Annotated in this window: 20 protein-coding genes; 12 read left to right on the top strand and 8 right to left on the bottom strand. The window is 72.0% G+C overall.

Annotated features, from left to right (window positions below; all coding sequences use genetic code 11):
- Positions 1-4: 4 nt before the first annotated feature.
- The 4 genes from MOX02_RS24275 to MOX02_RS24260 all read right to left on the bottom strand — a co-directional run bounded on the left by MOX02_RS24275 (position 5) and on the right by MOX02_RS24260 (position 4,077).
- Positions 5-982 carry a chlorophyllide a reductase iron protein subunit X gene (locus MOX02_RS24275; protein WP_147028407.1) on the bottom strand — a complete coding sequence of 326 codons (978 nt, stop codon included), beginning with the start codon at positions 980-982 and terminating at the stop codon, positions 5-7.
- A gap of 2 nt (positions 983-984) precedes the next feature.
- Entirely contained in the window at positions 985-1,923 is a 939-nt protein-coding gene (gene bchC / locus MOX02_RS24270) for a chlorophyll synthesis pathway protein BchC (protein ID WP_147028397.1), read from the bottom strand.
- Between the two features lie 86 nt (positions 1,924-2,009).
- Positions 2,010-3,185, bottom strand: a complete 1,176-nt coding sequence (locus tag MOX02_RS24265; RefSeq protein ID WP_147028396.1) for a methyltransferase — start codon at positions 3,183-3,185, stop codon at positions 2,010-2,012.
- Positions 3,186-3,201: 16 nt separating this feature from the next.
- Positions 3,202-4,077: a polyprenyl synthetase family protein gene (locus tag MOX02_RS24260; RefSeq protein WP_147028395.1), complete on the bottom strand. Its 876-nt coding sequence runs from the start codon at positions 4,075-4,077 to the stop codon at positions 3,202-3,204.
- A gap of 126 nt (positions 4,078-4,203) precedes the next feature.
- Between MOX02_RS24260 and crtD the strand changes: the two genes are divergently transcribed.
- Complete coding sequence (gene crtD, locus MOX02_RS24255; protein ID WP_147028405.1) at positions 4,204-5,739, top strand: 1-hydroxycarotenoid 3,4-desaturase CrtD; 1,536 nt, start codon at positions 4,204-4,206, stop codon at positions 5,737-5,739.
- Positions 5,736-6,593: a carotenoid 1,2-hydratase family protein gene (locus MOX02_RS24250; protein WP_147028406.1), complete on the top strand. Its 858-nt coding sequence runs from the start codon at positions 5,736-5,738 to the stop codon at positions 6,591-6,593. Before crtD ends, MOX02_RS24250 begins: the two co-directional genes overlap by 4 nt.
- On the opposite strand, the gene MOX02_RS24245 is transcribed toward MOX02_RS24250, so the two are convergent.
- Positions 6,590-8,158 (bottom strand): GMC oxidoreductase, encoded by a 1,569-nt coding sequence (locus tag MOX02_RS24245; RefSeq protein ID WP_147028394.1) that lies wholly within the window; start codon positions 8,156-8,158, stop codon positions 6,590-6,592. The two genes, MOX02_RS24250 and MOX02_RS24245, sit on opposite strands and share 4 nt — an antisense overlap.
- A gap of 195 nt (positions 8,159-8,353) precedes the next feature.
- On the opposite strand from MOX02_RS24245, the gene MOX02_RS24240 reads away from it, so the two are divergent.
- The 7 genes from MOX02_RS24240 to MOX02_RS24215 all read left to right on the top strand — a co-directional run bounded on the left by MOX02_RS24240 (position 8,354) and on the right by MOX02_RS24215 (position 14,113).
- Complete coding sequence (locus MOX02_RS24240; RefSeq protein WP_147028393.1) at positions 8,354-8,836, top strand: DoxX family protein; 483 nt, start codon at positions 8,354-8,356, stop codon at positions 8,834-8,836.
- Positions 8,837-8,852: 16 nt separating this feature from the next.
- Positions 8,853-9,305, top strand: a complete 453-nt coding sequence (locus MOX02_RS24235; protein ID WP_147028392.1) for a cupin domain-containing protein — start codon at positions 8,853-8,855, stop codon at positions 9,303-9,305.
- A gap of 11 nt (positions 9,306-9,316) precedes the next feature.
- Entirely contained in the window at positions 9,317-10,216 is a 900-nt protein-coding gene (locus MOX02_RS24230) for an SMP-30/gluconolactonase/LRE family protein (RefSeq protein ID WP_147028391.1), read from the top strand.
- Positions 10,213-11,121, top strand: coding sequence for a VOC family protein (locus MOX02_RS24225; protein ID WP_147028390.1), 909 nt, complete (start codon positions 10,213-10,215; stop codon positions 11,119-11,121). The genes MOX02_RS24230 and MOX02_RS24225 overlap by 4 nt, the downstream gene beginning before the upstream one ends.
- Before the next feature lie 423 nt (positions 11,122-11,544).
- Positions 11,545-11,721 (top strand): hypothetical protein, encoded by a 177-nt coding sequence (locus MOX02_RS31510; RefSeq protein WP_170267978.1) that lies wholly within the window; start codon positions 11,545-11,547, stop codon positions 11,719-11,721.
- Between the two features lie 35 nt (positions 11,722-11,756).
- Positions 11,757-12,605: a sensor histidine kinase gene (locus tag MOX02_RS24220; protein ID WP_147028389.1), complete on the top strand. Its 849-nt coding sequence runs from the start codon at positions 11,757-11,759 to the stop codon at positions 12,603-12,605.
- A 485-nt stretch (positions 12,606-13,090) separates the two neighbouring features.
- A complete protein-coding gene (locus MOX02_RS24215) occupies positions 13,091-14,113 on the top strand; it encodes a catalase family peroxidase (protein ID WP_147028388.1) in 1,023 nt (340 codons plus the stop codon).
- A 611-nt stretch (positions 14,114-14,724) separates the two neighbouring features.
- On the opposite strand, the gene MOX02_RS24210 is transcribed toward MOX02_RS24215, so the two are convergent.
- Positions 14,725-15,912 carry a PQQ-dependent sugar dehydrogenase gene (locus MOX02_RS24210; protein WP_147028387.1) on the bottom strand — a complete coding sequence of 396 codons (1,188 nt, stop codon included), beginning with the start codon at positions 15,910-15,912 and terminating at the stop codon, positions 14,725-14,727.
- Between the two features lie 210 nt (positions 15,913-16,122).
- Between MOX02_RS24210 and lgt the strand changes: the two genes are divergently transcribed.
- Together lgt and MOX02_RS24200 are read left to right on the top strand one after the other, a co-directional pair.
- Positions 16,123-17,013 (top strand): prolipoprotein diacylglyceryl transferase, encoded by an 891-nt coding sequence (gene lgt / locus MOX02_RS24205; protein ID WP_147028386.1) that lies wholly within the window; start codon positions 16,123-16,125, stop codon positions 17,011-17,013.
- Positions 17,010-18,110, top strand: coding sequence for a class I SAM-dependent methyltransferase (locus tag MOX02_RS24200; RefSeq protein ID WP_238179963.1), 1,101 nt, complete (start codon positions 17,010-17,012; stop codon positions 18,108-18,110). The genes lgt and MOX02_RS24200 overlap by 4 nt, the downstream gene beginning before the upstream one ends.
- A gap of 210 nt (positions 18,111-18,320) precedes the next feature.
- Here MOX02_RS24200 and MOX02_RS24195 read toward each other — a convergent pair whose 3' ends face one another.
- Positions 18,321-18,524, bottom strand: coding sequence for a hypothetical protein (locus tag MOX02_RS24195; protein WP_147028385.1), 204 nt, complete (start codon positions 18,522-18,524; stop codon positions 18,321-18,323).
- 349 nt (positions 18,525-18,873) lie between these two features.
- On the opposite strand from MOX02_RS24195, the gene pgeF reads away from it, so the two are divergent.
- Complete coding sequence (gene pgeF / locus MOX02_RS24190) at positions 18,874-19,644, top strand: peptidoglycan editing factor PgeF (RefSeq protein ID WP_147028384.1); 771 nt, start codon at positions 18,874-18,876, stop codon at positions 19,642-19,644.
- On the opposite strand, the gene MOX02_RS31885 is transcribed toward pgeF, so the two are convergent.
- A partial coding sequence (locus MOX02_RS31885; protein WP_210250403.1) for a hypothetical protein occupies positions 19,605-19,984 on the bottom strand: 380 nt, incomplete at its 5' end. The genes pgeF and MOX02_RS31885 overlap by 40 nt on opposite strands.

Below are 19,984 nucleotides of genomic sequence, written 5' to 3'. Positions count from 1 at the left end.
CGCCTCAGACCGTGTCGTAGACGACTTCGAGGGACGGCTTCGCGATCGGGCTCGCGCCGCACATGTCCTCGACGGTGGCGGGCTCGAGCACGACGTCGCGGCCCACCGTCTCGCTCTTGAACAGGCCGAGGAGCCCGTCCTGCGTGAGCGGCTTCGGCTGGTGCGGCGCGGCCTCGGCGACGTTCCGCGCGAGATCGGCGAAGAGCGGCCCCCAGCGCCCGTCCGGCTTGCCGATGATCTCGTAGTTCGCGCTCTTGCGGCGGATATCCTCGTCCGCCGGGATCGAGGCGAGAACCGGGATGCCGACGCTCTCGGCGAAGGCCTGAGCCTCGCCGGTGCCGTCGTCCTTGTTGATGACGAGGCCGCCGACGCCGACATTCCCGCCGAGCTTGCGGAAGTACTCGACCGCCGAGCAGACGTTGTTGGCGACGTAGAGCGATTGCAGGTCGTTCGAGCCGACGACGATGACCTTCTGGCACATGTCGCGGGCGATCGGCAGGCCGAAACCGCCGCAGACCACGTCGCCGAGGAAGTCGAGCAGGACGTAATCGAAGCCCCACTCGTGGAAGCCGAGCTTCTCCAGGAGCTCGAAGCCGTGGATGATGCCGCGGCCTCCGCAGCCGCGCCCGACCTCTGGACCGCCGAGTTCCATCGCGTAGACGCCGTCGCGCTTGAAGCAGACGTCGCCGATCGCGACCTGCTCGCCCGCGAGCTTCCGCTTGGTCGAGGTCTCGATGATGGTCGGGCAGGCCCGGCCGCCGAACAGGAGCGAGGTGGTGTCGCTCTTCGGGTCGCAGCCGATCAGCAGCACCTTCTTGCCCTGCTGGGCCATCATGTAGCTGAGGTTGGCCAGCGTGAACGACTTGCCGATGCCGCCCTTGCCGTAGATCGCGATGATCTGCGTCTCCTTGGCGGCGACGGTCGGGACCGGGTCGGGTTCCTGGCTCGCCTCCGCGCGGAGCGCCGCGCCGGTGAGATGCATGTTCAAGGCTGAGCCCTCCAGTCGAGGATCATCTTCAGGCAGGCGGCGTCGCCGAACGCGGTGCGGTAGGCGGCCTGCGCCTCCGCGGCCGGGCGGCGGTGCGTGATGAGGCCGGAGAGCGAGAGCGCGCCGCGCCCGACGAGCGCCGTCACCGCCGCGAGGTCGGCCGGCCGGAACTCGGCCGAGACGCGGATCCGCGCCTCCCGCAGGAAGGCCGGCGGGAAGGCGAAGGCGAGCGGGGCCTCGTAGAAGCCCGCGAGCACGATCTCGCCGCCCGGCGCGAGCCGGGCGATCAGGATGTCGAGGAGGGCCGAGTCGCCGCTGACGTCGGTGATCGTCGCGTAGTCGCGCCGCTCGTCGGTCTCGGGCGCGATCACCGGGTACCCGAAGGCTCCCTCGCGCCGGACCGGATTGGTTTCCCAGACGGTCGGCATGCCGCCGGCCAGCCGGTTCAGGCGGGCGAGGAGCCGGCCCAGCACCCCGTGGCCGACGATCAGCGAGCGCTCGCCCGGCGTGATCCCGGCGAGGGCGTGGTAGGCAGTCGCGGCGAGCGCGATCAGCACGCCCTGCTCGCCGAGTGCCGCATCGATCGGCACGAGCCGCTCGGCCGGCACGACGAGGTGCGAGGCGGCCCCGCCGAACAGGCCCCGGACCTCACCGAAGCACCGGGCCCCCGGCACGAACACGCTCTGCCCGATCTCCAGCCCGGAACCCTCCGGCGCCGCGATGACGGTGCCGACGGACTCGTAGCCGGGGACGAGCGGGTAACCCATGCCGGGGAAGCTCGGCATGCGGCCCGACCAGAGCAGGCGCTCGGTTCCGGTGGAGATGCCGTTCCAGGAGACGGCGACGACCGCGTCCCCCTCGCCGGCCGGCGTCAGAGGCAGGCGCGTGAGCGCCAGCTGCTCCGGTCTCTCGAGAACGACGGCGGTCGCGTCCATGCCCGATGCCTCTCCGCCCTTGGTGGCAGATTCCGTTCTGCCCTTTCCGTCATCCTAGAATGACATAGACATGCGTCAAGACATATTTACACATTCACAGGTGGACGTGATCCGGAAACCGCCGACGCGAGCAGGGGACGGCGGGTTCGCAGGGTGCGGATGCCGGTGAAGCCGGCCTCCGCCAGCATGCGGCCGAGCTCGTCCGCGCTGCGCGCGCGGCCGCTGCCCATGGCGAGCAGGTAGAAGCCGAAATACGCGTCGCCGATCGGCTCCGCCCCGGGCGTGCCCGACATCGGCTCGGCGATGACGAGGCTGCCGCCTGGAGGCAGCGCGGCGTAGGCGGCCCGCAGGAGGCGCATCGCGGCCCCGTCGTCGTGGTCGTGGACGATGCGCACGAGGCTGATCACGTCTGCCCCGCGGGGCAGGTCGCCGTCGAGGAAGCTGCCGCCGTGGCAGGCGATCCGGTCGGCCAGCCCCTCCGCGGCGAACCTGTGGCGGGCGCGCTCGGCGACCGAGGGCAGGTCGAGAAGCATCAGGCGCAGGTCGGGGCAGCGCCGGGCCGCCGCCGACAGGAAGGCGCCCTCCCCGCCGCCGACGTCCATCAAGCAGGCGTGGCGCCCGAAGCCGTAGGCGTCGAGCACGTCCTCGGCGATCAGCCCCTGCGAGGCCGCCATCAGCCCGCTGTAGCCGGCCACCGCGCCGGCGGTGAGCGCGACCGAATCGTCCGCCTCGGCATAGGGCCAGTAGCCGGACAGCCGGGTCGGTCCCGCTTCCCCGCGCAGCAGGGCGACGGGGTCCCGCAGATCCTCGTAGAGAAGGGCGTGGTGCTCGACCATCGCGGCGACGGACGGATTCCCGACCAGTGCCGCGCCGAGATCCGCGAGGGCATAGCGCCCGTCCGGCAGGCGGGAGAGGAGGCCCAGGGAGGCCGCCGCCCGGAGCAGGCGCTCCGCCCGCTCGGGCGCGAGCCGCAGGCGGGGCGACAGCACCTCGACGGCAAGAGGGCCGTCCTGCAGCGTGCGGAACAGGTCGAGGCGGATGCAGGCGAACAGGATCTGCGAGTAGACGAAGCCCGCGCAGAGGTCGAACAGGGCGCGGGTGTTGCGCCGCGCCACCCCCCGGGTCAGCGGGAAGCCGGCGGCCCAGCGCTGGAAGGCGGGGCTCGCCACCCGCGCGTTGCGGAAGGCGCGCCAGCGCTCGCGCCAGCCGAGGCTCTGCACGGGCGCGCCCTGCGGGGGCGCCGTGCCGGCCCGCGGGCTCATCGCGGTGCGGGCCCCCTCACGCCGGCAACTCCGCCCGCTGCAGGCTCGCCGGCAGGAACAGGCGCGTCTGCGCCGCGATCTCGGCGCGCAGGGCGTCGGCGCCGGGGCAGGCCGGGATCACCTCGATCGCTTCGCGGGCGAGCCGCCGCAGCCGTTCCAGGGCGCCGCCCATGCCGAGGAGGAGCGCCGCGTTCGGCCGCCCGAGGGTAGCGTCGCGTCCGGCCGGCTTGCCGATCTCCTCCTGGCGGCAGGCGACGTCGCGCAGGTCGTCGGCCACTTGGTAGGCCTCTCCGAGGCACTCGCCGAGGAGGCGCCACGGCAGGGAGGGTGCGCCCGCGGCGGCAGCCCCCGTCACCGTGGCGGCGGCGAAGAGCGCTCCGGTCTTGGCCTGCTGGTAATTCGACAGGGCGACTTCGGGCTCCGATTCCCAGGCCTGTCCGGCCACGATGCCCATGGGCGAGCCGACCGCCCGGGCGACGAGGCCGACGAGAGCGGCGAGGCGCTCCGGCCGCAGCGCAGTGCCCCGGGCCAGGGTCTCGAAGGCGAGCACGATCAGCGCGTCGCCGGTCAGCACGGCGATGGGCTCGCCGTAGGCCACGTGCACCGAGGGTTTCTGCCGACGCATCGCCGCGTCGTCGAAGCAGGGCAGGTCGTCGTGGACGAGGGAGGCGCAGTGCAGGAGCTCGATTGCCGCCGCTGCGGCGTCCGCCGAGGCCGGATCGTCGTCGCCGCAGGCGGCGGCGACCGCGAGGCAGAGGCGCGGGCGGATCCGGTGCCCGCCGGGGAAGACCGCGTACCGGATCGCCTCGGCGAGACGGGGCGGCGCCCCAGGTGCCTCCGCGTGGGCGACCGCCATGTCGAGAGCCCGCTCAATCCGCCTGCCGGCATCCATCCGCACCTCCCGTATGTCTTTCTGGATTGTCGGTGCAATCTGTCTATTTATATTGACACTTGTGCTGGCGAATAGCAACGCCGGGCTGACGGACCGCAACGAGCGACACGAGGAGTGACCGGGACCGTGCGGAGCGAGCGCGTCGTCGTGATCGGTGCGGGAATCGGTGGCCTCGTCGCGGCCCTGCGCCTCGCCCATGCCGGGCTCGACGTGACGCTCCTGGAGCGCGCCGCCGCCCCGGGGGGCAAGATGCGCGCGCTGCCTGTCGGGGCTCAGGCGGTCGAGGCGGGCCCGACCGTCTTCACGATGCGCTGGTTCCTGGAGGAGATCTTCGCCGAAGCCGGTGCGCGGCTCGACGAACGCGTGCGGCTCTCGCCCGCGCAGTTGCTCGCGCGGCACGCCTGGAGCGGGACCGAGCGGCTCGACCTGTTCGCCTCGATCGACGAATCGGCGGAGGCCATCGCCGCCTTCGCGGGCCTGCGCGAGGCTGACGGCTACCGGCGCTTCTGCGCCCGCGCCGCGGCGGTCTACCGGACCCTGGAGGGTCCGTTCATCCGCGGCGAGCGTCCGAGCCCGATCGACCTCGCCTTCCGGGTCGGGCCCTGGGGCATGGCCGACCTCTGGCGCATCCAGCCCTTCGCCACGCTCTGGAGTGCGCTCGGCGACGACTTCCGCGACCCGCGCCTGCGCCAGCTGTTCGGGCGCTATGCCACCTATTGCGGATCCTCGCCCTTCGACGCGCCCGCGACCCTGATGCTCGTCGCCCACGTGGAGCAGGCCGGCGTCTGGTACGTGGAGGGGGGCATGAGCCGCCTCGCCGGGGCGGTCGCGGAACTCGCAGCGGAGCACGGGGCCCGCATCCGCTACGGCACGCCGGCCGCCGCGATTCTCGCCGAGGGCGGTCGCGTCTCGGGTGTGGTCACGGCCTCGGGCGAGCGGATCGCGGCCGAATGGGTCGTCGTCAACGCCGATGTCTCGGCCCTCGCCGCCGGCCTGCTCGGGCCAGAGGTTGTCCGGGCGGCGGATGGCGTAGCGGAAGGCGAGCGCTCGCTCTCGGCGGTGACCTTCTGCATGGCGGCGCGGCCGGTGGGCTTCCCGCTCGCGCACCACAGCGTGTTCTTCTCGGGCGACTACCGGGCCGAGTTCGAGGCGATCGGCCGCGGGCGGCTGCCCGCCGACCCCACCGTCTACGTCTGCGCACAGGACAGGGCGGACGCGAGCGCCGCGCCCGACGGCCCGGAGCGCCTGCTCTGCCTCGTCAACGCGCCCGCGCGCGGCGAGACACCCCTCACCTCGGAGGAGATCGACCTATGCGAGACCTCGATGCGGGAGCGCCTGTCGGCCTGCGGGCTGACGCTCAGGCCGGAGCCCGGGACCGTGACGACGACGCCCTCGGGCTTCGCGGACCTCTTCCCCGGGACAGGGGGGGCGCTCTACGGGCGGGCCTCGAAGGGCTGGGCGGCGACGTTCCGGCGCCCGGGGGCGCGCACGGCCCTGCCGGGGCTCTATCTGGCGGGGGGCAGCGTCCATCCGGGCCCGGGGGTGCCGATGGCGGCGCAGTCGGGCCGGATCGCGGCGGACCGCATCCTGCGGGATCTCGGCCGCGCTTCGACACCCCGGTCGGGCGCGGCGGCTATGTCTGGTGGTATGTCGACGCGCTGAGCGAGGACGGGGCCCACGGGCTGACCCTGATCGCCTTCATCGGCAGCGTGTTCTCGCCCTACTACGCCTGGGACCCCGCGCGAGACCCGTTCGACCACTGCGCGCTCAACGTCGTGCTCTACGGCCGCCCGGGCCGGTTCTGCATGACCGAGCGCGGCCGCGCGGCGCTCTCGCGGGACGCCGACCACATCCGCATCGGCCCGAGCGCGATGGAGTGGGACGGGACCTCCCTGACCGTGCGGATCGACGAGATGACGGCGCCGCTCCCGTCGCGGGTGCGCGGCACCGTGCGGCTCCATCCCGGAAGCTTCACGCAGGGGCCCTTCACCCTCGATGCCGCGGGCGAGCACCGGTGGTGGCCGATGGCGCCCTCCTCGCCCGTCGAGGTCGACCTCGCGGAGCCCGGGCTGACGTGGCGGGGCACGGCCTATTTCGACACCAACCACGGTGACGGGGCGCTTGAGGACGCCTTCGCGAGCTGGACGTGGTGTCGGGCGGACCTCTCGGACGGGGCGGCCATCCTCTACGACGTGCGCCGCCGCGACGGCTCGGGCCAGAACCTGTCGCTGCGCTTCGACCGCACGGGCGCCCGCCGGGACATCCGGCCGCCGCTGCCCGCCGCCCTGCCGTCGACCGGGCTCTGGCGCATCCCCCGCGAGACGCGCAGCGACGACGGGCGCTCGCGGGTGCTCAGGACCTTCGAGGACACGCCGTTCTACGCGCGCTCGCTGCTGGCCTCGACGCTCGCCGGCGAGCCCGTGCAGGCGGTCCATGAGAGCCTGTCTCTCGCGCGCTTCCGCAATCCCCTGGTGCGGCTCATGCTGCCCTTTCGGATGCCGAGGCGGACCCGCTAGCCCAGGCGCTCCGCGATGCGGTCGGCCACCCTCAGGGCATTGGCGATGATGGTGAGCGTGGGGTTCACGGCGCCGATCGAGGGGAAGAAGCTCGCGTCGGTGACGTAGAGGTTGTCGACCTCGTGCGCCCGGCAATCGAGGTCGAGGACGGACGAGCGGGGGTCCGGCCCGAAGCGCAGTGTCCCGGCCTGGTGCGCGGTGCCGCTCAGCGGGATGTTCTTGCCGAGGTAGAGCGAGCGCTCGAACAGGTAGGTGTAGGCGCCGCCCGGCCTGAGCAGGTCCGAGAGCTTGTCCCGCAGGCGGTCGTGCGCCTCCCGGTTCGTCTGGCGGATGTCGAGGATCGTGCGGCCCTGCCGGTCGAGCGTCACCCGGTTGTCCGGGTGGGGCAGGTCCTCGCTCTGCAGCCAGAAATCCATCGCGTGGCGCGCCACCATGTCGAAGGGCGCGTCCGGGAGGAAGCCCGTCCATTTCGGGAATTCCTCGCCGCGGATCTGGTCCGGATGGGTCTTGGCGCACATCTGGATCAGGCCCATCGGGTATTCCCACGCCTCCGACGCGAAGTAGAAGTCCGAGACCGCGAGCGTCTTCTGGAAGACGGTGTCGTTGACCTCCTTCGAGAGGGCCATCAGCACCGACATGTTGTGGCGCATGTAGTTGCGGCCGACCTGATCCGAGCCGTTGGCGAGCCCGTTCGGATGGGCGCCCCCGGCCGAGCGCAGGAACAGGAGCGCCGATGAGAGCGCGCCGCAGGCCACCACCACGATGTCGGCGGCGTAGCACGCCTCCCGGCCCTCGCGGGTGACGTGCACGCCCGTGACGGTGCGGCCGGACGGGTCCGTCTCGAGCCTCGAGACGTAGGCGTTCGTCAGGAGCGTCGCGTTGGGGTGGGCGGCGAGCGTCGGGTCGACCGTCATCACCTGGGCGTCGGCCTTGCCGTTGAGGAGGCAGGGGAAGCCGTCGAACGCGTCGCAGCGGATGCAGATGCTGGTCGGTGTCGGCCTGCCCTCGCGCTCGTCGAGGCGGATGCCGAGCGGCAGGTGGAACGGGTGCAGGCCCACCTTGGCCCAATCGTCCGAGAGCTTCTGGATGCGCGGCTCGTGGGCGACGCCGGGATGGTCGTAGGGCCCGCTCGACCAGGGCTCGGTGGGGTCCTCGCCCCGGTTGCCGTGGACGCTGAACAGCCGCTCGGCGGCGAGGTAGTAGGGCTCGAACGCGGCGTAGGAGACGGGCCAGGCCGGCGAGATCCCGTCGACGTGGCGGACCTCGCCGAAATCCTCCTCGCGCAGGCGGAGCAGGGCCGCGCCGTAGACCTTCGAGTTGCCGCCGACGTAGTAGTGCAGGGCCGGGCTGAAGGTGCGCCCGTCGCCGCCGTACCACGTCTCCCGGGCCTGGTAGGCGCCGTCGACGAACACGGTCCGCGCGTTCCAATTGTCCTGGCTTCGGGGGAGATAGTCGCCGCGCTCGAGGAGCAGGACGCGCTTGCCGGTCCGGGCGAGGCGGTGGAACACCGAGCCGCCGCCGGGGCCGCTGCCGATGATGATGACGTCGTAACGCTCGTCCGCCATGGCACGCCTCCAGCCTCGGGCCCAGCGAGCCGCCAACGTAGCCGTGCCCGCGCTGTTCCGCGGCGCAACATCATCACGTTTCGGTGACGGTCCGGGCCTCCGTCCCCCACCGCACACAGGGCTGCGATCGGCCGCAACCCGGTGCAAGCGTGGGCGTTCACAAGGCGCCCGTCTCCGAAGAAGACAGGATTCCCGATGACCTGGCTCGACCTCGCCGCCGGCCCCCTGCTCGCCAAGATCTGCCTCGTCGTCCTGTTCCCCTTCAGCGCGCTCGACAAGATCATGCACTGGGACGACGCGATGAAGCAGGCATCGTCCGGCCCGCTGCCCGGGGCTGCACTGATGCTGGTGCTCGGAACCATCGTCGAGATCGTGGCGCCGATCTGCATCGTGACCGGCTATTACGATCGGATCGCCGCGTTCGTCCTGGCCGGGTTCTGCGCCGTCACGGCGATTCTCTTCCACCGCTTCTGGGAGTTCCCGGGCTTCTGGTCGAGGAAGGGCGAGGGCAACGCCCATTTCTGGGATTTCTGGAAGAATTTCGGCCTCGTCGGCGGCCTCCTCCTCGTGACGCTCGGCGGCAGCTACGCGCCGGCCTCCGCGGTGATCGGGCACCCGCTCGCCTCGGGCCCGCAGGCAGCCCCGGCCGAGCTCGCGCGTTCCGTCACCACACCCTGAGGACCGGAGAGCGGCGATGACGGAGGCCAAGCCGAAAGTGCCCTACTGGCACGTCTGGACGGACGCGGAGGGCGTCAGCCACCAGGACCGGTTCTGGCTCACCGAGTTCGACCTGAGGAGCATGAAGCCGCCCGCCGACCCGCAGTGGCAGGGGACCCGGCGGACGCACAAATCGACCGTGATGGTCACCGTGCAGCCGGTCGGCTGGGTCGGGCAGTGGCACGAGAACCCCAAGCCGCAGTGGATCGTGCCCCTGTCGGGCCGCTGGTTCGTCGAGACGCTCGACGGCACGCGCGTCGAGATGGGCCCCGGCGAACTCTCCTTCGGCGAGGACCAGAACACCCGCCCCGACGCGCGAGGCCGCACGGGGCACCTTTCCGGCACGGTCGGCGACGAGCCCGCCGTGCTGATGGTGGTGCAGATCGAGGACGAGGCGCCGACGGTCGGGCAGCCCGGCCGCTTCCGCTGAGGGGCGGGACAATGGAGATGTTCGCGTATCACGACGCCCGCTTCCGGCACTTCGTGATGCCCAACGCACCTCTGGAGCGGCTGGCTGAGGGGTTCCGCTGGAGCGAGGGGCCGGTCTGGTTCGCGGACCGGGACGAACTCCTGTTCAGCGATGTTCCGAACGACCGCGTCATGCGCTGGAGCGAATCGGGCGGCCTCAGCGTGTTCCGGCAGCCGGCGAACTTCGAGAACGGGCACGCCCGCGACCGCGAGGGGCGGCTCCTCTCCTGCTCGCACCGGGGCCGCTGCGTCACCCGGACCGAGCTCGACGGGCGCGTGACGGTGCTGGCCGACCGCTACCGCGGCAAGCGCCTGAACTCGCCCAACGACATCGTCTGCCGCTCGGACGGGACGATCTGGTTCACCGACCCGCCCTACGGCATCCAGACCGACTACGAGGGCGGCAAGCAGGAATCGGAGCTGCCCGCCGCCGTGTACCGGCTCGACCCGCGGGAGGGCGCGCTCAGCGTCGTCGCCGACGATTTCGAGGGGCCGAACGGGCTCTGCTTCTCGCCGGACGAGCGTCGACTCTACGTCTCCGAGAGCGGGCTGCAATTCGCCGAGAACCCGGTGCAGCACATCCGCGTCTTCGAGGCGGGCGAGATGGCCTTGAGCGGAGGCCGCGTCTTCCACAAAGTGGAGCCCGGCTACGCGGACGGCTTCCGCTGCGACGAGCACGGCAACCTGTGGTCGAGTGCCGGCGACGGCGTGCACTGCATCGACCCCTTCGGCACCCTGCTCGGCCGGATCCTCGTGCCCTCCACGGTCTCGAACCTCGCCTTCGGCGGGCGGAGCCTCAGCCGCCTGTTCCTGTGCGCCTCGCACAGCGTCTACGCGATCTACGTCAACGTGCGCGGGGCCCGGCTCCTGTGAGCGGGATCAGCGCCCTCCTCGGCGTCAGCCGCACCGTGGCGGATCTCGACCGCGCGGCGGCATTCTACCGGGACGGGCTCGGCTTCGCGGCCGCGGGCGCCCCCGAGCCGGTGCCGCCGCCGCTCCTCGAGGCGATGGGCCTGCGCGGTGCCCGCGCGAGGCGATTGCGGATGCGGCTCGGCGGCCAGGGGATCGACCTCCTCGCCGTCGATCCGCCGGGCCGGCCCTACCCGGGGGCGCGGGCCGCCACCGACCCGATCTTCCAGCACGTGGCGATTCCCGTGCGCGACATGGGCGCGGCGATGGCGCGGCTCGGCCCGGCCGGGCCGGAGCCGATCAGCCGGGGCGGCCCGCAGCGCCTGCCCGCATCCTCCGGCGGCGTGACCGCCTACAAGTTCCGCGACCCGGACGGGCACCCGGTCGAGTTGATCCACTTCCCGGACGGGCCCGCCGCCGCGCGCTGGGCCGACGCGCCGGGCCTGTTCCTCGGCATCGACCACTCGGCCCTGACGGTGAGCGACCTCGCGGCGGCGCTCGGCTTCTTCACCGGGCCGCTCGGCCTCGCGGTCTCGGAGCGGGGCCTCAACCGCGGCCCCGAGCAGGAGCGCCTCGACGGCGTGCCGGACCCGGAGGTCGACGTGATCGGCCTCGCGCCGCCCCGCCCCACCCCGCACGTCGAATTGCTCCACTACCGGCGCCCGGCCGCGCACCCGCCCGCCGGGCCGCCTCCCGGGCCGCGGGACCGGGCGAGCACCCGGCTCGTCGTCTCGGCCGCCGATCCGGCCGGCCTCGCGGCGGCTTTGCGGGCGCAGGGCCACGCCGCCGCCCTCTCGGACGACGGCTCGGCCGCCTACGCCGCGGGGCCGGACGGGCACGGGATCTTGGTGTTGCGCGCGGCAGGGTGAGGGCGGGGTCGCCGCCTCGGTTTGAAGCGACAGCGAACGGACGGCTGCGATCGACCCTGAGGAGCCATTCGATCCGATGTCAGGGGCGGGCCGCTGGGGGAGGCATAGCGGACCTTCGCGGCAGACCTGCCAATGACGGCAGGTGGGCTTGGCTGCTCCAACGGGTTCGGAGACGGCAAGGACCGAGGCGTTCCAGAAGGCTGGACCCATTCGTTCGGAATGGGTTGGCGGGCCGCCTGGAACGTTCCGTCAGGGCAAGCCTGTCGGAACGCTGGCCGCAGGCTTGCGAGAAATCTGCGCCGCCTCGCTTGGACTTCCGCTGCAAGCAGGCGCAGGGTGGTGCCATCACCAGCCGATCCGAACCCGTAGGCGCTGGTGACCGAGAGTGACGTGTACTCCCGCCTGCATCGCGAGAGTGCCGTCATGGGCGATCCTACCTACAGGCGACTGCCGAGCGGCCATCTCGACAGATTGCTGATCGAGACCTCACGGGAGGCCATCGAGAGGTCCCGCGAGTTGCTGGAGCGAACCGAGCCGCTGGTGACCGGCAAACCTGCTGAGGCCCCGGTGTCGCAGGCCCGCAAAGTTCGACCCAAGTGAGGGCGCCCTTCGCGAAAAGCGGGCAGACGGGTCGGATGAACGAAGCCGTCGTCCCGCCCATCCCTGCGTTCTTCCGGGCCAGTCGATCCACCGTCGAAGATCGAGACCTGATCGAGCGCAGCCGCGCGTCCCTGGCGCTGTCGTGGCAGATCCTGCGGGCGACGAGCTACGCCTCCGATCCTCAGCGGCAGCTTGATCGGACCTCCGTCAGGGGCTCGAACCTGCCAGAGCCGGACAGCCCCGAGGGCGAGCTGTTCCGGCTCCGCGAGCAGCAGGCGGACATGTCCGCCGAGTTGCAGCACCGCACCCGCAACCTCATCGCCGTCGTGCGCTCGCTCGCCAACCAGACCATGCGGCGAACCCACCCGAGCGAGGCGTTCCGGGAGCAGTTCACGGGTCAGCTCGGCGCGCTCTCGCGGGTGCAGGGCCTGCTCTCCCGCTACGATCAGGAGCCGATCACCCTGCGCTCTCTGATCGAGACCGAGTTCGACCTGGTCGGGCCCGCCCTGCGGGATCGCGTCGTGGTGGAGGGGCCGGAGGTGAGCATCCGCAAGGCGGTGGTGCAGACCTTCGCCCTGGCGCTGTACGAGCTGATCACCACCGCCAGCCGCTACGGTGCGCTCGCCAGCGAGCACGGCCGCCTCACGGTGACGTGGCGGGTCGACGCCCTCGATGAAGGCCGCCGGCTGGTGCTGGACTGGGTCGAGGAACGTCTCGGCTCCGCGCACGAGGAGGCTTCAGTCCGACGCGGCTACGACCGCGAGCTGATCGAGCGGGCGTTGCCCTACGTGCTCGGCGGCAACGGGCGCTACGATCTCGCTGAGACGGAGCTGCGCTGCTCCATCGAGCTGCCGCTCGCCGCACGCCGGAAGGGCGGCAGGTGACCGGCCCGATCGAGGCGCCTCGAACGCGCAGGCCGCCAAGTCGCCGGAGCCGAGCAGCGCCAGGCGCGGCAGGTCGATCTGCGGGCCGGGTTGGCTGGGGGTGAGGAGGTGCTGGCGCACGCCCAGCAATTGCTGGCCGAGACCGCCCGCACCCTCACCATTGCGCGGGCCCACCGCTCGCTTCTCCTCAGCCTCAGGGAGGATGGGTGACCGGCGAACGCGCAAGCTGGCCCGCTTCCCAGCAGACCGCGCTCCATAACACCCGGTCGGCGAAGGTCCGCTCCGGAGGGCGATGCGGTCACTTCATGCCGCTTGGCTGAATGCCGGCACCTCACCGTTCTCGGATGTGCCGGCCGGAAACGACCTGCAGCACGGCCGAAGCACGAATCCGCTTGCGCCCAATCGATCTTCTGCCAGAACTCGGCGCTTGGCACGGCGACGCTTCGGGCGGGTTCCGGGGCGCGCGAGATCCGAGAGGATTCAGGATGACGCACAGAGGATTTGCCCGCGCTCTCGCGCTCGGCCTCGCGTTCGGAACCGCGCTCGGCGCGGCCTGGTCCGGCGCGTTCTGGCCGGGCGGGCTGCGCGCGCAGGAGGCGGCGACCACGGCCGAGCAGACGGTCGACGCCATGAACGCGCTGTTCGGCAAGCATCCGGGCTTCCGCGCCAACCACGCCAAGGGCGTTGTGGCGGAAGGGAGCTTCACGCCCTCGCCCGAGGGCGCCAAGCTCAGCACGGCGTCCGTGTTCGCGGGCCCGGCCGTGCCCGTCACCGTCCGCTTCTCGGACGCCACCGGCGTGCCGACGATCCCCGACGGCTCGGTCCAGGCCAACCCGCACGGCCTGGCCGTGAAGTTCAAGCTCGCCGACGGCTCCGAGATGGACGTCGTCGTGAACGCGCTGAAGTTCTTCCCCGTCGCCACGGGCGAGGAGTTCCGCGACCTGCTGATCGCCGCCGGCAAGAGCGGGCCGGACGCGCCGCACCCGACGCCGCTAGAGACCTTCGCCCAGAGCCACCCGGCCGCGGCCGCGGCCGGCGGCACGGCCAGGAGCCCGACGAGCTTCGCCCGCCAGACCTACAACGGCGTCAACGCCTTCGTCTTCGTGGACAAGGACGGCAAGCGCCAGCCCTTCCGCTACCGCTTCGTGCCCGTGCAGGGCGAGGAGATCCTGAGCGAGGACGAGGCGAAGGCGCGCGCCCCGAACTACCTGACCGAGGAGATCGGCCCGCGCCTCGCCAAGGGGCCCGCCGAGTTCCGGGTGCTCGCCCAGCTCGCGCAGGACGGCGACCCGACGAGCGACGCCACGAAGCCCTGGCCCGACGACCGCCGCACGGTCGATCTCGGCACCCTGACGGTGACGAAGGCTGTGCCCGACAGCGCGAGTGCCGAGAAGGCGCTTCTGTTCATGCCGAACGCCCTGACGGACGGGATCGAGGTCTCGGACGACCCGCTGATCGACGCCCGCGTCCAGGCCTACGCGGTCTCGTTCGGGCGCCGGACGCAGTGAGGCGCGGGCCCCCGCTCGCGGATCGCCGCAACCTCTTCTGATCCGGAGCCTCATCCTGAGATGGCGCCCGCGCCGTGGCGTCATCGAAGGAATTGTCCGGAAGCCTCAAGTGGCGGAGGCGGCCGGTTTCGGCTTCCTGTCGGACGTTCGCGTCTACGAGGCGGAATGCTGGTGGGGATCAATGCTGCGGAGCGGAGCTTGGAGCATCATTATCACAAACCTTCCGCCGCTCCGCGTCATCCCATATATAATCGTCGTGACTCGTATCCGCGCATCGATCGATATGACGATTGATTTCGACCGCTGTCATGACGAGCATCACGAATAGGATGCCAAGAGACAAAGCACCGATGATGGCAGTCGAGACGACAGCAATTTTCAGGTAGCGTCTCACGGGTTGCAAATGCCACCGGTGCATGGGCAGACAAGTTCGATTTTGTGCCTTGCGTCGCTCAGTAGCACAAATACGAAAATATTCGTAACGATGTTTGCCACAGAATCTTATCGTTAGTCAGTGGTCGTCTCAGGTTCTGAGAAGATCACGCGCTCCTCAGCGATTGGCAGTACAACCTTCCCGCGCGATGTTCACTCTTCCGAACTGCGCGGCGGCCTCAGCCCCGGTAGCTGATCCGGTAGATGATCCCGTGCTGGTCGTCGCCGAGGTAGAGGCTGCCGTCCTTGGCGACGGCGAGGCCGAAGGGGCGGGCGAAGCGGGACCAGCCGCTCGGGCCGCCCTCCTTCAGGAAGCCCGTGACGAACGGCTCGACCGAGCGCGGCTCGCCGTTCTCGAAGCGCACCCGCAGCACCTCGTAGCCGCTCGGGGGCTTGCGGTTCCACGAGCCGTGCATCGTGACGAAGGCGTCGCCGCGGTACTCCTTCGGGAACTGGCCCGCGTCGTAGAACACCATCTGCATGGAGGAGGCGTGGGCCGTCCAGGTCAGGAGCGGGCGCTCGCTCGCCTTGTCCCAATCCTCCAGGGTGCCCTTCGGCGGCTCCCGGTAGAGGTTCTTCATGCCAGGGCCGAAGATGTAGGGCCAGCCGTACGCCTTGCCCGCCTCGATGCGGTTGAACTCCTCCGGCTGCTGGTCGTCGCCGAGCCAGTCGACGCCGTCGTCCCAGCCGTAGAGGGCCTTGGTCTGCGGCTGCCAGTCGAAGCCGATCGTGTTGCGCAGGCCCGAGGCCACGATCTCGCGCCCGCTCCCGTCCGGCCGCATCCGCACCATCGTGGCGTTCTCGGGATTGCGCTCCTCGCACTCGTTGCAGGTGGAGCCGAGGCTCGCGTAGAGCATCCCGTCCGGCCCGAAGGCGATGGTGCGGTTCGGGTGCTGGCCCGCGTCCGGCAGGTTCGCGGCGATCTCCGTCTCGGGGCCCAGCGCCCCGTCCTTGTTGAGGGGCGCGCTGTAGACCGACCGCACCGTGACGTAGAACAGGCGGCCCTCGTGGAGCGCGAGGCCGTGCACGTCCCGCTTGCGCAGCACCACCTGCGGCTCGGAGGGCTTGGCCGGGTCGATCCGCGTGACCGTGCCGGCGTCCCGGTCGCTGACGTAGAGCGCGCCGTCCGGCGCCACCACGATGACGCGGGGCTTGCCGAGCCCCTCGGCGAACGTCTCGATGACGAAGCCCGCGGGCAGCTTGAGCGAGGCGATGTTCTCCGGGCTCGCGGGCAGCGGCGCCGCCTTGACGACGTTGGCCTCGATCGTCGCCGTGCCCGGGTTGTTGAGGGCCTGGGCGAGGGCCGGGAGCGGACAGAGGACGGGGGCGGCGAGGGTCAGGGCCAGGAGGGGGCGGCCGAGCGTCATCGGGCGGTCCTTGCGTGGTGTCGGGCGGTGGTGCCGGGATCGGTCCGGGGCCGGGATGCCGGGGGGAACACCGCCCCGTCCGGCCGGTTCCGCCCGGCGCCGGGGCGGATCGGCGCAGCCCGCGCTCGGGCCCCGAGGCGGGCCCCCGAGGGTTGACGCGCGAAGGCCCGCGCGTCCAATGCGCCCTGTCCGAAACCGGAGTCCGCTGGGATGCCGCCGCTCCTCGCCCTGCCCTTCCCGGCGATCGACCCGGTGGCCGTCGCCATCGGGCCGATCACCATCAAGTGGTACGCGCTCGCCTACATCGCCGGGCTCGTCGGCGGCTGGTACTACGCGCGCCGCCTCGTGATGGCGGACGGGCTCTGGGGCGTGGTGCGCCGCCCGACGCTCAACGACATCGACGACCTGATCGTCTGGGTGGCGCTCGGCGTCGTGCTCGGCGGGCGCCTCGGCTACGTGCTCTTCTACAATCTGCCGATGTACCTCGCCGACCCGATCGAGATCTTCGCGATCCGCAACGGCGGCATGTCGTTCCACGGCGGCTTCCTCGGGGCGATCCTGGCGATGCTGCTCTTCGCCCGTGCCCGGCGGCTCAACGGCTACACGCTGCTCGACATCGCCGCGGTGGTGGTGCCGATCGGCCTGTTCTTCGGGCGCATCGCCAATTTCGTGAACGGGGAGCTCTGGGGGCGGATCGCCCCCGACTTCCCGTACGCGGTCGTCTTCCCCACGGGCGGCCCCCTGCCCCGCCACCCGAGCCAGCTCTACGAGGCGGTGACCGAAGGGCTGCTGCTCTTCGCCGTGATGGCGCTCAGCGTGCGCCGCTTCGGCTTCCGCAAGCCCGGCCTCCTCGGCGGCATCTTCGTGCTCGGCTACGCGCTGGCCCGGACGGTCTGCGAGTTCTTCCGCGAGCCCGACCGGCAGCTCGGCTACCTGTTCGGCACCGATCTCGGGCCGCTCGGCGGCGGCGTCACCATGGGCATGCTGCTCTGCCTGCCGATGGCGCTCGTCGGCCTCGCCTACATCGTGCTCGCGGCCCGCGGCCACACGCGGCCGCGCCGGCCGGCGGAGGAGGCCGGCGACGCCCCGGTGAAGGCGTGACCCCGCTCGGTGAGGAGATCGCGCTGCTGATCCGCCAGACGGGGCCGATCGGCATCGACCGCTACATGAGCCTGTGCCTCGGCCACCCGGTCCACGGCTACTACCGGACCCGCGACCCGCTGGGCCGGCGCGGCGACTTCACCACCGCCCCCGAGATCAGCCAGATGTTCGGGGAGCTGATCGGCCTCTGGGCCGCCTCGATCCTCGGCCGGATGGACCCGGCCGCCCGCCCGCTCCTCGTCGAGCTCGGCCCCGGCCGCGGCACCCTGATGGCGGACGCCCTGCGGGCCATCGGCGCGGCCGCGCCCGGCGCGGCGTTCGACCTCCACCTCGTGGAGACGAGCCCGCCGCTGCGGGCGGCCCAGGCGGCGGCGCTCGCGGGTTGCGGACACGAAGGTCGCGGCCCCGCAGGTCTCGGCCCCATTTGGCACGACGGCCTCGACGGGGTGCCGGACGGCCCGGCGATCGTGATCGCCAACGAGTTCTTCGACTGCCTGCCCGTGCGCCAGTTCGCCAGGACCGGGCGGGGCTGGTGCGAGCGCCTCGTCGGCCTCTCGCCCGAGGGGGCCTTGCGCTTCGGCCTCGCGCCCGACCCCGAGCCCGGCATCGCCGCCGAGGCGCCGGACGGCGCGCTGCTGACGCTGCCCTCGGCCGCCCTCGAGGTGATGCGGGCGCTGGCCGCCCGGCTGACCCGCTCCGGCGGCGCGCTGCTCCTGATCGATTACGGGCATGCGGGGCCGGGCTTCGGCGACACGCTGCAGGCGCTCGCGCGCCACCGCTTCGCCGACCCGCTCGCGGCGCCGGGCGAGGCGGACCTGACCGCGCACGTGGATTTCGCGGCCCTGGCGCTCGCCGCCCGCGGGGCCGGCGCGCGCGTGCACGGCCCGGTGGAGCAGCGCGACTTCCTGCTGGCGCTCGGCCTCACGGCTCGGGCCGAGCGGCTGAAGCGCGGGGCGAGCCCGGCTCAAGCCGCGGCGATCGACGCGGCCGTCTCGCGCCTGACGGATCCTGCCGCGACCGGGATGGGACGGCTGTTCAAGGTGATGGCGGTGAGCGCGCCGGACCTCGGCCCCCTGCCCGGCCTGCCCGAGACCTGAGCCGGCCGGGCGGGTCCGCCGACGGGTCCACGAACGGGACGGGGCGGCCGAAGCCGCCGACGAGTCGCGAATGGAAAGGGGCGGCCGAGGCCGCCGACGAGCCACGAATGGAAGGGGCGGCCGAGGCCGCCGACGAGTCACGAATGGGAAGGGGCGGCCGAGGCCGCCCCGTGGGTCGTCATTGTGGGGCGGCCGGGGCCGCCGCCCGCCTCAGCTCTCGAAGGAGCCGAAGCCCTCGGGCGCCGCGACGCGGACCGACTGGCCCTGCGGCTCGGACGGCAGCGGGCGGCCAAGGCCGGGCGCCGCGGGGCGCGCGCGGTCGGTCTCGGCGTCGCGGGGCGCGCGCAGGGGCGGGAGCCCCGATTCGGGGACCGAGGGCCAGATGGGACGGTCGGGCTGGATCTGCTGAGCCATCATCCTTCCTCGAACTGGAGCGGCGCCCGCCGGAACGGGTGCCGCCGTGAGAGCGGGAGGCAAAGTCGGTCGCGCCTCCCGGGTTCCATCCGGTACCGGAGCGAGCTTAGATCCGCGCTTCCTGGCATGCCAGCGCCCGGAGGCCGGGCGGGGGCGCGATCCAGACCGATTTTGCAGGTCTCGTTCCGCAAGGCTCGTTCTGCAGGTCTCGTTCTGCAAAGGCTCGTTCTGCAGGTCTCGGGCGGGCGTCGGCCGGGCCGCCATCGTCTCGCCCCCGCCGGTGCGCTATCGAACCCGCAGCAGCCCTCCCGACGCCCCGGGGCCGCGACGCCCGAACCGGAGTCCCGCGATGTTCCTCGAAGCGCCCGAGCTGAAGCCCTTCCCGGCGATCCGCCACGCCTTCTTCACCCGCGAGGGCGGCGTCTCGGAGGGCGTCTTCGCCTCGCTGAACGGCGGGCTCGGCTCCAGCGACGCGCCCGAGCGCGTGGCCGAGAACCGGGCCCGGATGTGCGCCCATCTCGGGCTGGCCGAGGGGCGGCTCGTCAGCCTCTACCAGGTGCACTCGGCCGACGTGGTGACGGTGGAGGCGCCCTACCCGCTCGCCGAGCGGCCGAAGGCGGACGCCATGGTCACGCGCGTGCCGGGCCTCGCACTCGGCATCGCCACGGCCGATTGCGGGCCGATCCTGTTCGCCGACCCGGAGAACCGGGTGGTCGGGGCCGCCCACGCGGGCTGGAAGGGCGCCCTCGGCGGCGTCGTCGCCGCCACCGTCTCGGCCATGGAGGCCCTCGGGGCGGAGCGCGGCCGCATCGTCGCGGTGCTCGGGCCGACCATCGCGCAAGGCTCCTACGAGGTCGGGCCGGACTTCATCGCCCGGTTCGGCCGGGAGGCGCCGGGGGGCGAGCGCTTCCTCGCGGCCGGCGCGCGGGAGGGCCACGCCCAGTTCGACCTGCCGGGCTTCATCCTGGAGCGGCTGCGGGAGGCCGGCGTGGCGCGGGCGAGCGCGCTCGGGCCCTGCACCTACGCCGACCCGCAGCGCTTCCACAGCTTCCGCCGCACCACGCACCGCGGCGAGACGGATTACGGAAGGCTGATTTCCGCCATCGCCCTCGCCCCCTGAACCGCCACAATTGGCGGCCCGGGGTGCGACATTTTGTCAATGCGCCGGGTCAGAAAAAGCGTGGCCGTGATTGAACCTTGGCCGTGGAAGCGCGTTTTACGGTCAAGATGCCAGGGAAAGAATGAGGCGACCATCGCCACAAAGGGGCCGCGTTCGACGCGGTCGGCGTTGTCGCACTGCAACAGCATCCCTGGGATCGCTCGCATAAGACGGGGAACTCGTGCCGGACAAGGGGCCGCAAAGGCCGCCGGCACCACACGAGTAGAGGACCAGATCATGAAGGCCATGCTTCGGGGCGCCACCGCCCTCGCCGGAATCGCGCTTGCCGGTTCCGCCCTCG

It is taken from the genome of Methylobacterium oxalidis (genome assembly GCF_007992195.1).
In the GTDB taxonomy this organism is placed as follows: domain Bacteria; phylum Pseudomonadota; class Alphaproteobacteria; order Rhizobiales; family Beijerinckiaceae; genus Methylobacterium; species Methylobacterium oxalidis.
This window is presented reverse-complemented; position numbering and strand designations above follow the sequence as displayed.

Bases quoted from the DNA above. Each gene is read 5' to 3' on its own strand.
- MOX02_RS24230 (WP_147028391.1), top strand. From the start codon at position 9,317: ATGGAGATGTTCGCGTATCACGACGCCCGCTTCCGGCACTTCGTGATG.
- MOX02_RS24245 (WP_147028394.1), bottom strand. From the start codon at position 8,158: ATGGCGGACGAGCGTTACGACGTCATCATCATCGGCAGCGGCCCCGGC.
- MOX02_RS24240 (WP_147028393.1), top strand. From the start codon at position 8,354: ATGACCTGGCTCGACCTCGCCGCCGGCCCCCTGCTCGCCAAGATCTGC.
- pgeF (WP_147028384.1), top strand. From the start codon at position 18,874: ATGTTCCTCGAAGCGCCCGAGCTGAAGCCCTTCCCGGCGATCCGCCAC.
- MOX02_RS24235 (WP_147028392.1), top strand. From the start codon at position 8,853: ATGACGGAGGCCAAGCCGAAAGTGCCCTACTGGCACGTCTGGACGGAC.
- bchC (WP_147028397.1), bottom strand. From the start codon at position 1,923: ATGGACGCGACCGCCGTCGTTCTCGAGAGACCGGAGCAGCTGGCGCTC.
- MOX02_RS24260 (WP_147028395.1), bottom strand. From the start codon at position 4,077: ATGGATGCCGGCAGGCGGATTGAGCGGGCTCTCGACATGGCGGTCGCC.
- MOX02_RS24215 (WP_147028388.1), top strand. From the start codon at position 13,091: ATGACGCACAGAGGATTTGCCCGCGCTCTCGCGCTCGGCCTCGCGTTC.
- lgt (WP_147028386.1), top strand. From the start codon at position 16,123: ATGCCGCCGCTCCTCGCCCTGCCCTTCCCGGCGATCGACCCGGTGGCC.
- MOX02_RS24265 (WP_147028396.1), bottom strand. From the start codon at position 3,185: ATGAGCCCGCGGGCCGGCACGGCGCCCCCGCAGGGCGCGCCCGTGCAG.
- MOX02_RS24195 (WP_147028385.1), bottom strand. From the start codon at position 18,524: ATGGCTCAGCAGATCCAGCCCGACCGTCCCATCTGGCCCTCGGTCCCC.
- MOX02_RS24275 (WP_147028407.1), bottom strand. From the start codon at position 982: ATGCATCTCACCGGCGCGGCGCTCCGCGCGGAGGCGAGCCAGGAACCC.
- MOX02_RS24210 (WP_147028387.1), bottom strand. From the start codon at position 15,912: ATGACGCTCGGCCGCCCCCTCCTGGCCCTGACCCTCGCCGCCCCCGTC.
- MOX02_RS24220 (WP_147028389.1), top strand. From the start codon at position 11,757: ATGAACGAAGCCGTCGTCCCGCCCATCCCTGCGTTCTTCCGGGCCAGT.
- MOX02_RS31510 (WP_170267978.1), top strand. From the start codon at position 11,545: ATGGGCGATCCTACCTACAGGCGACTGCCGAGCGGCCATCTCGACAGA.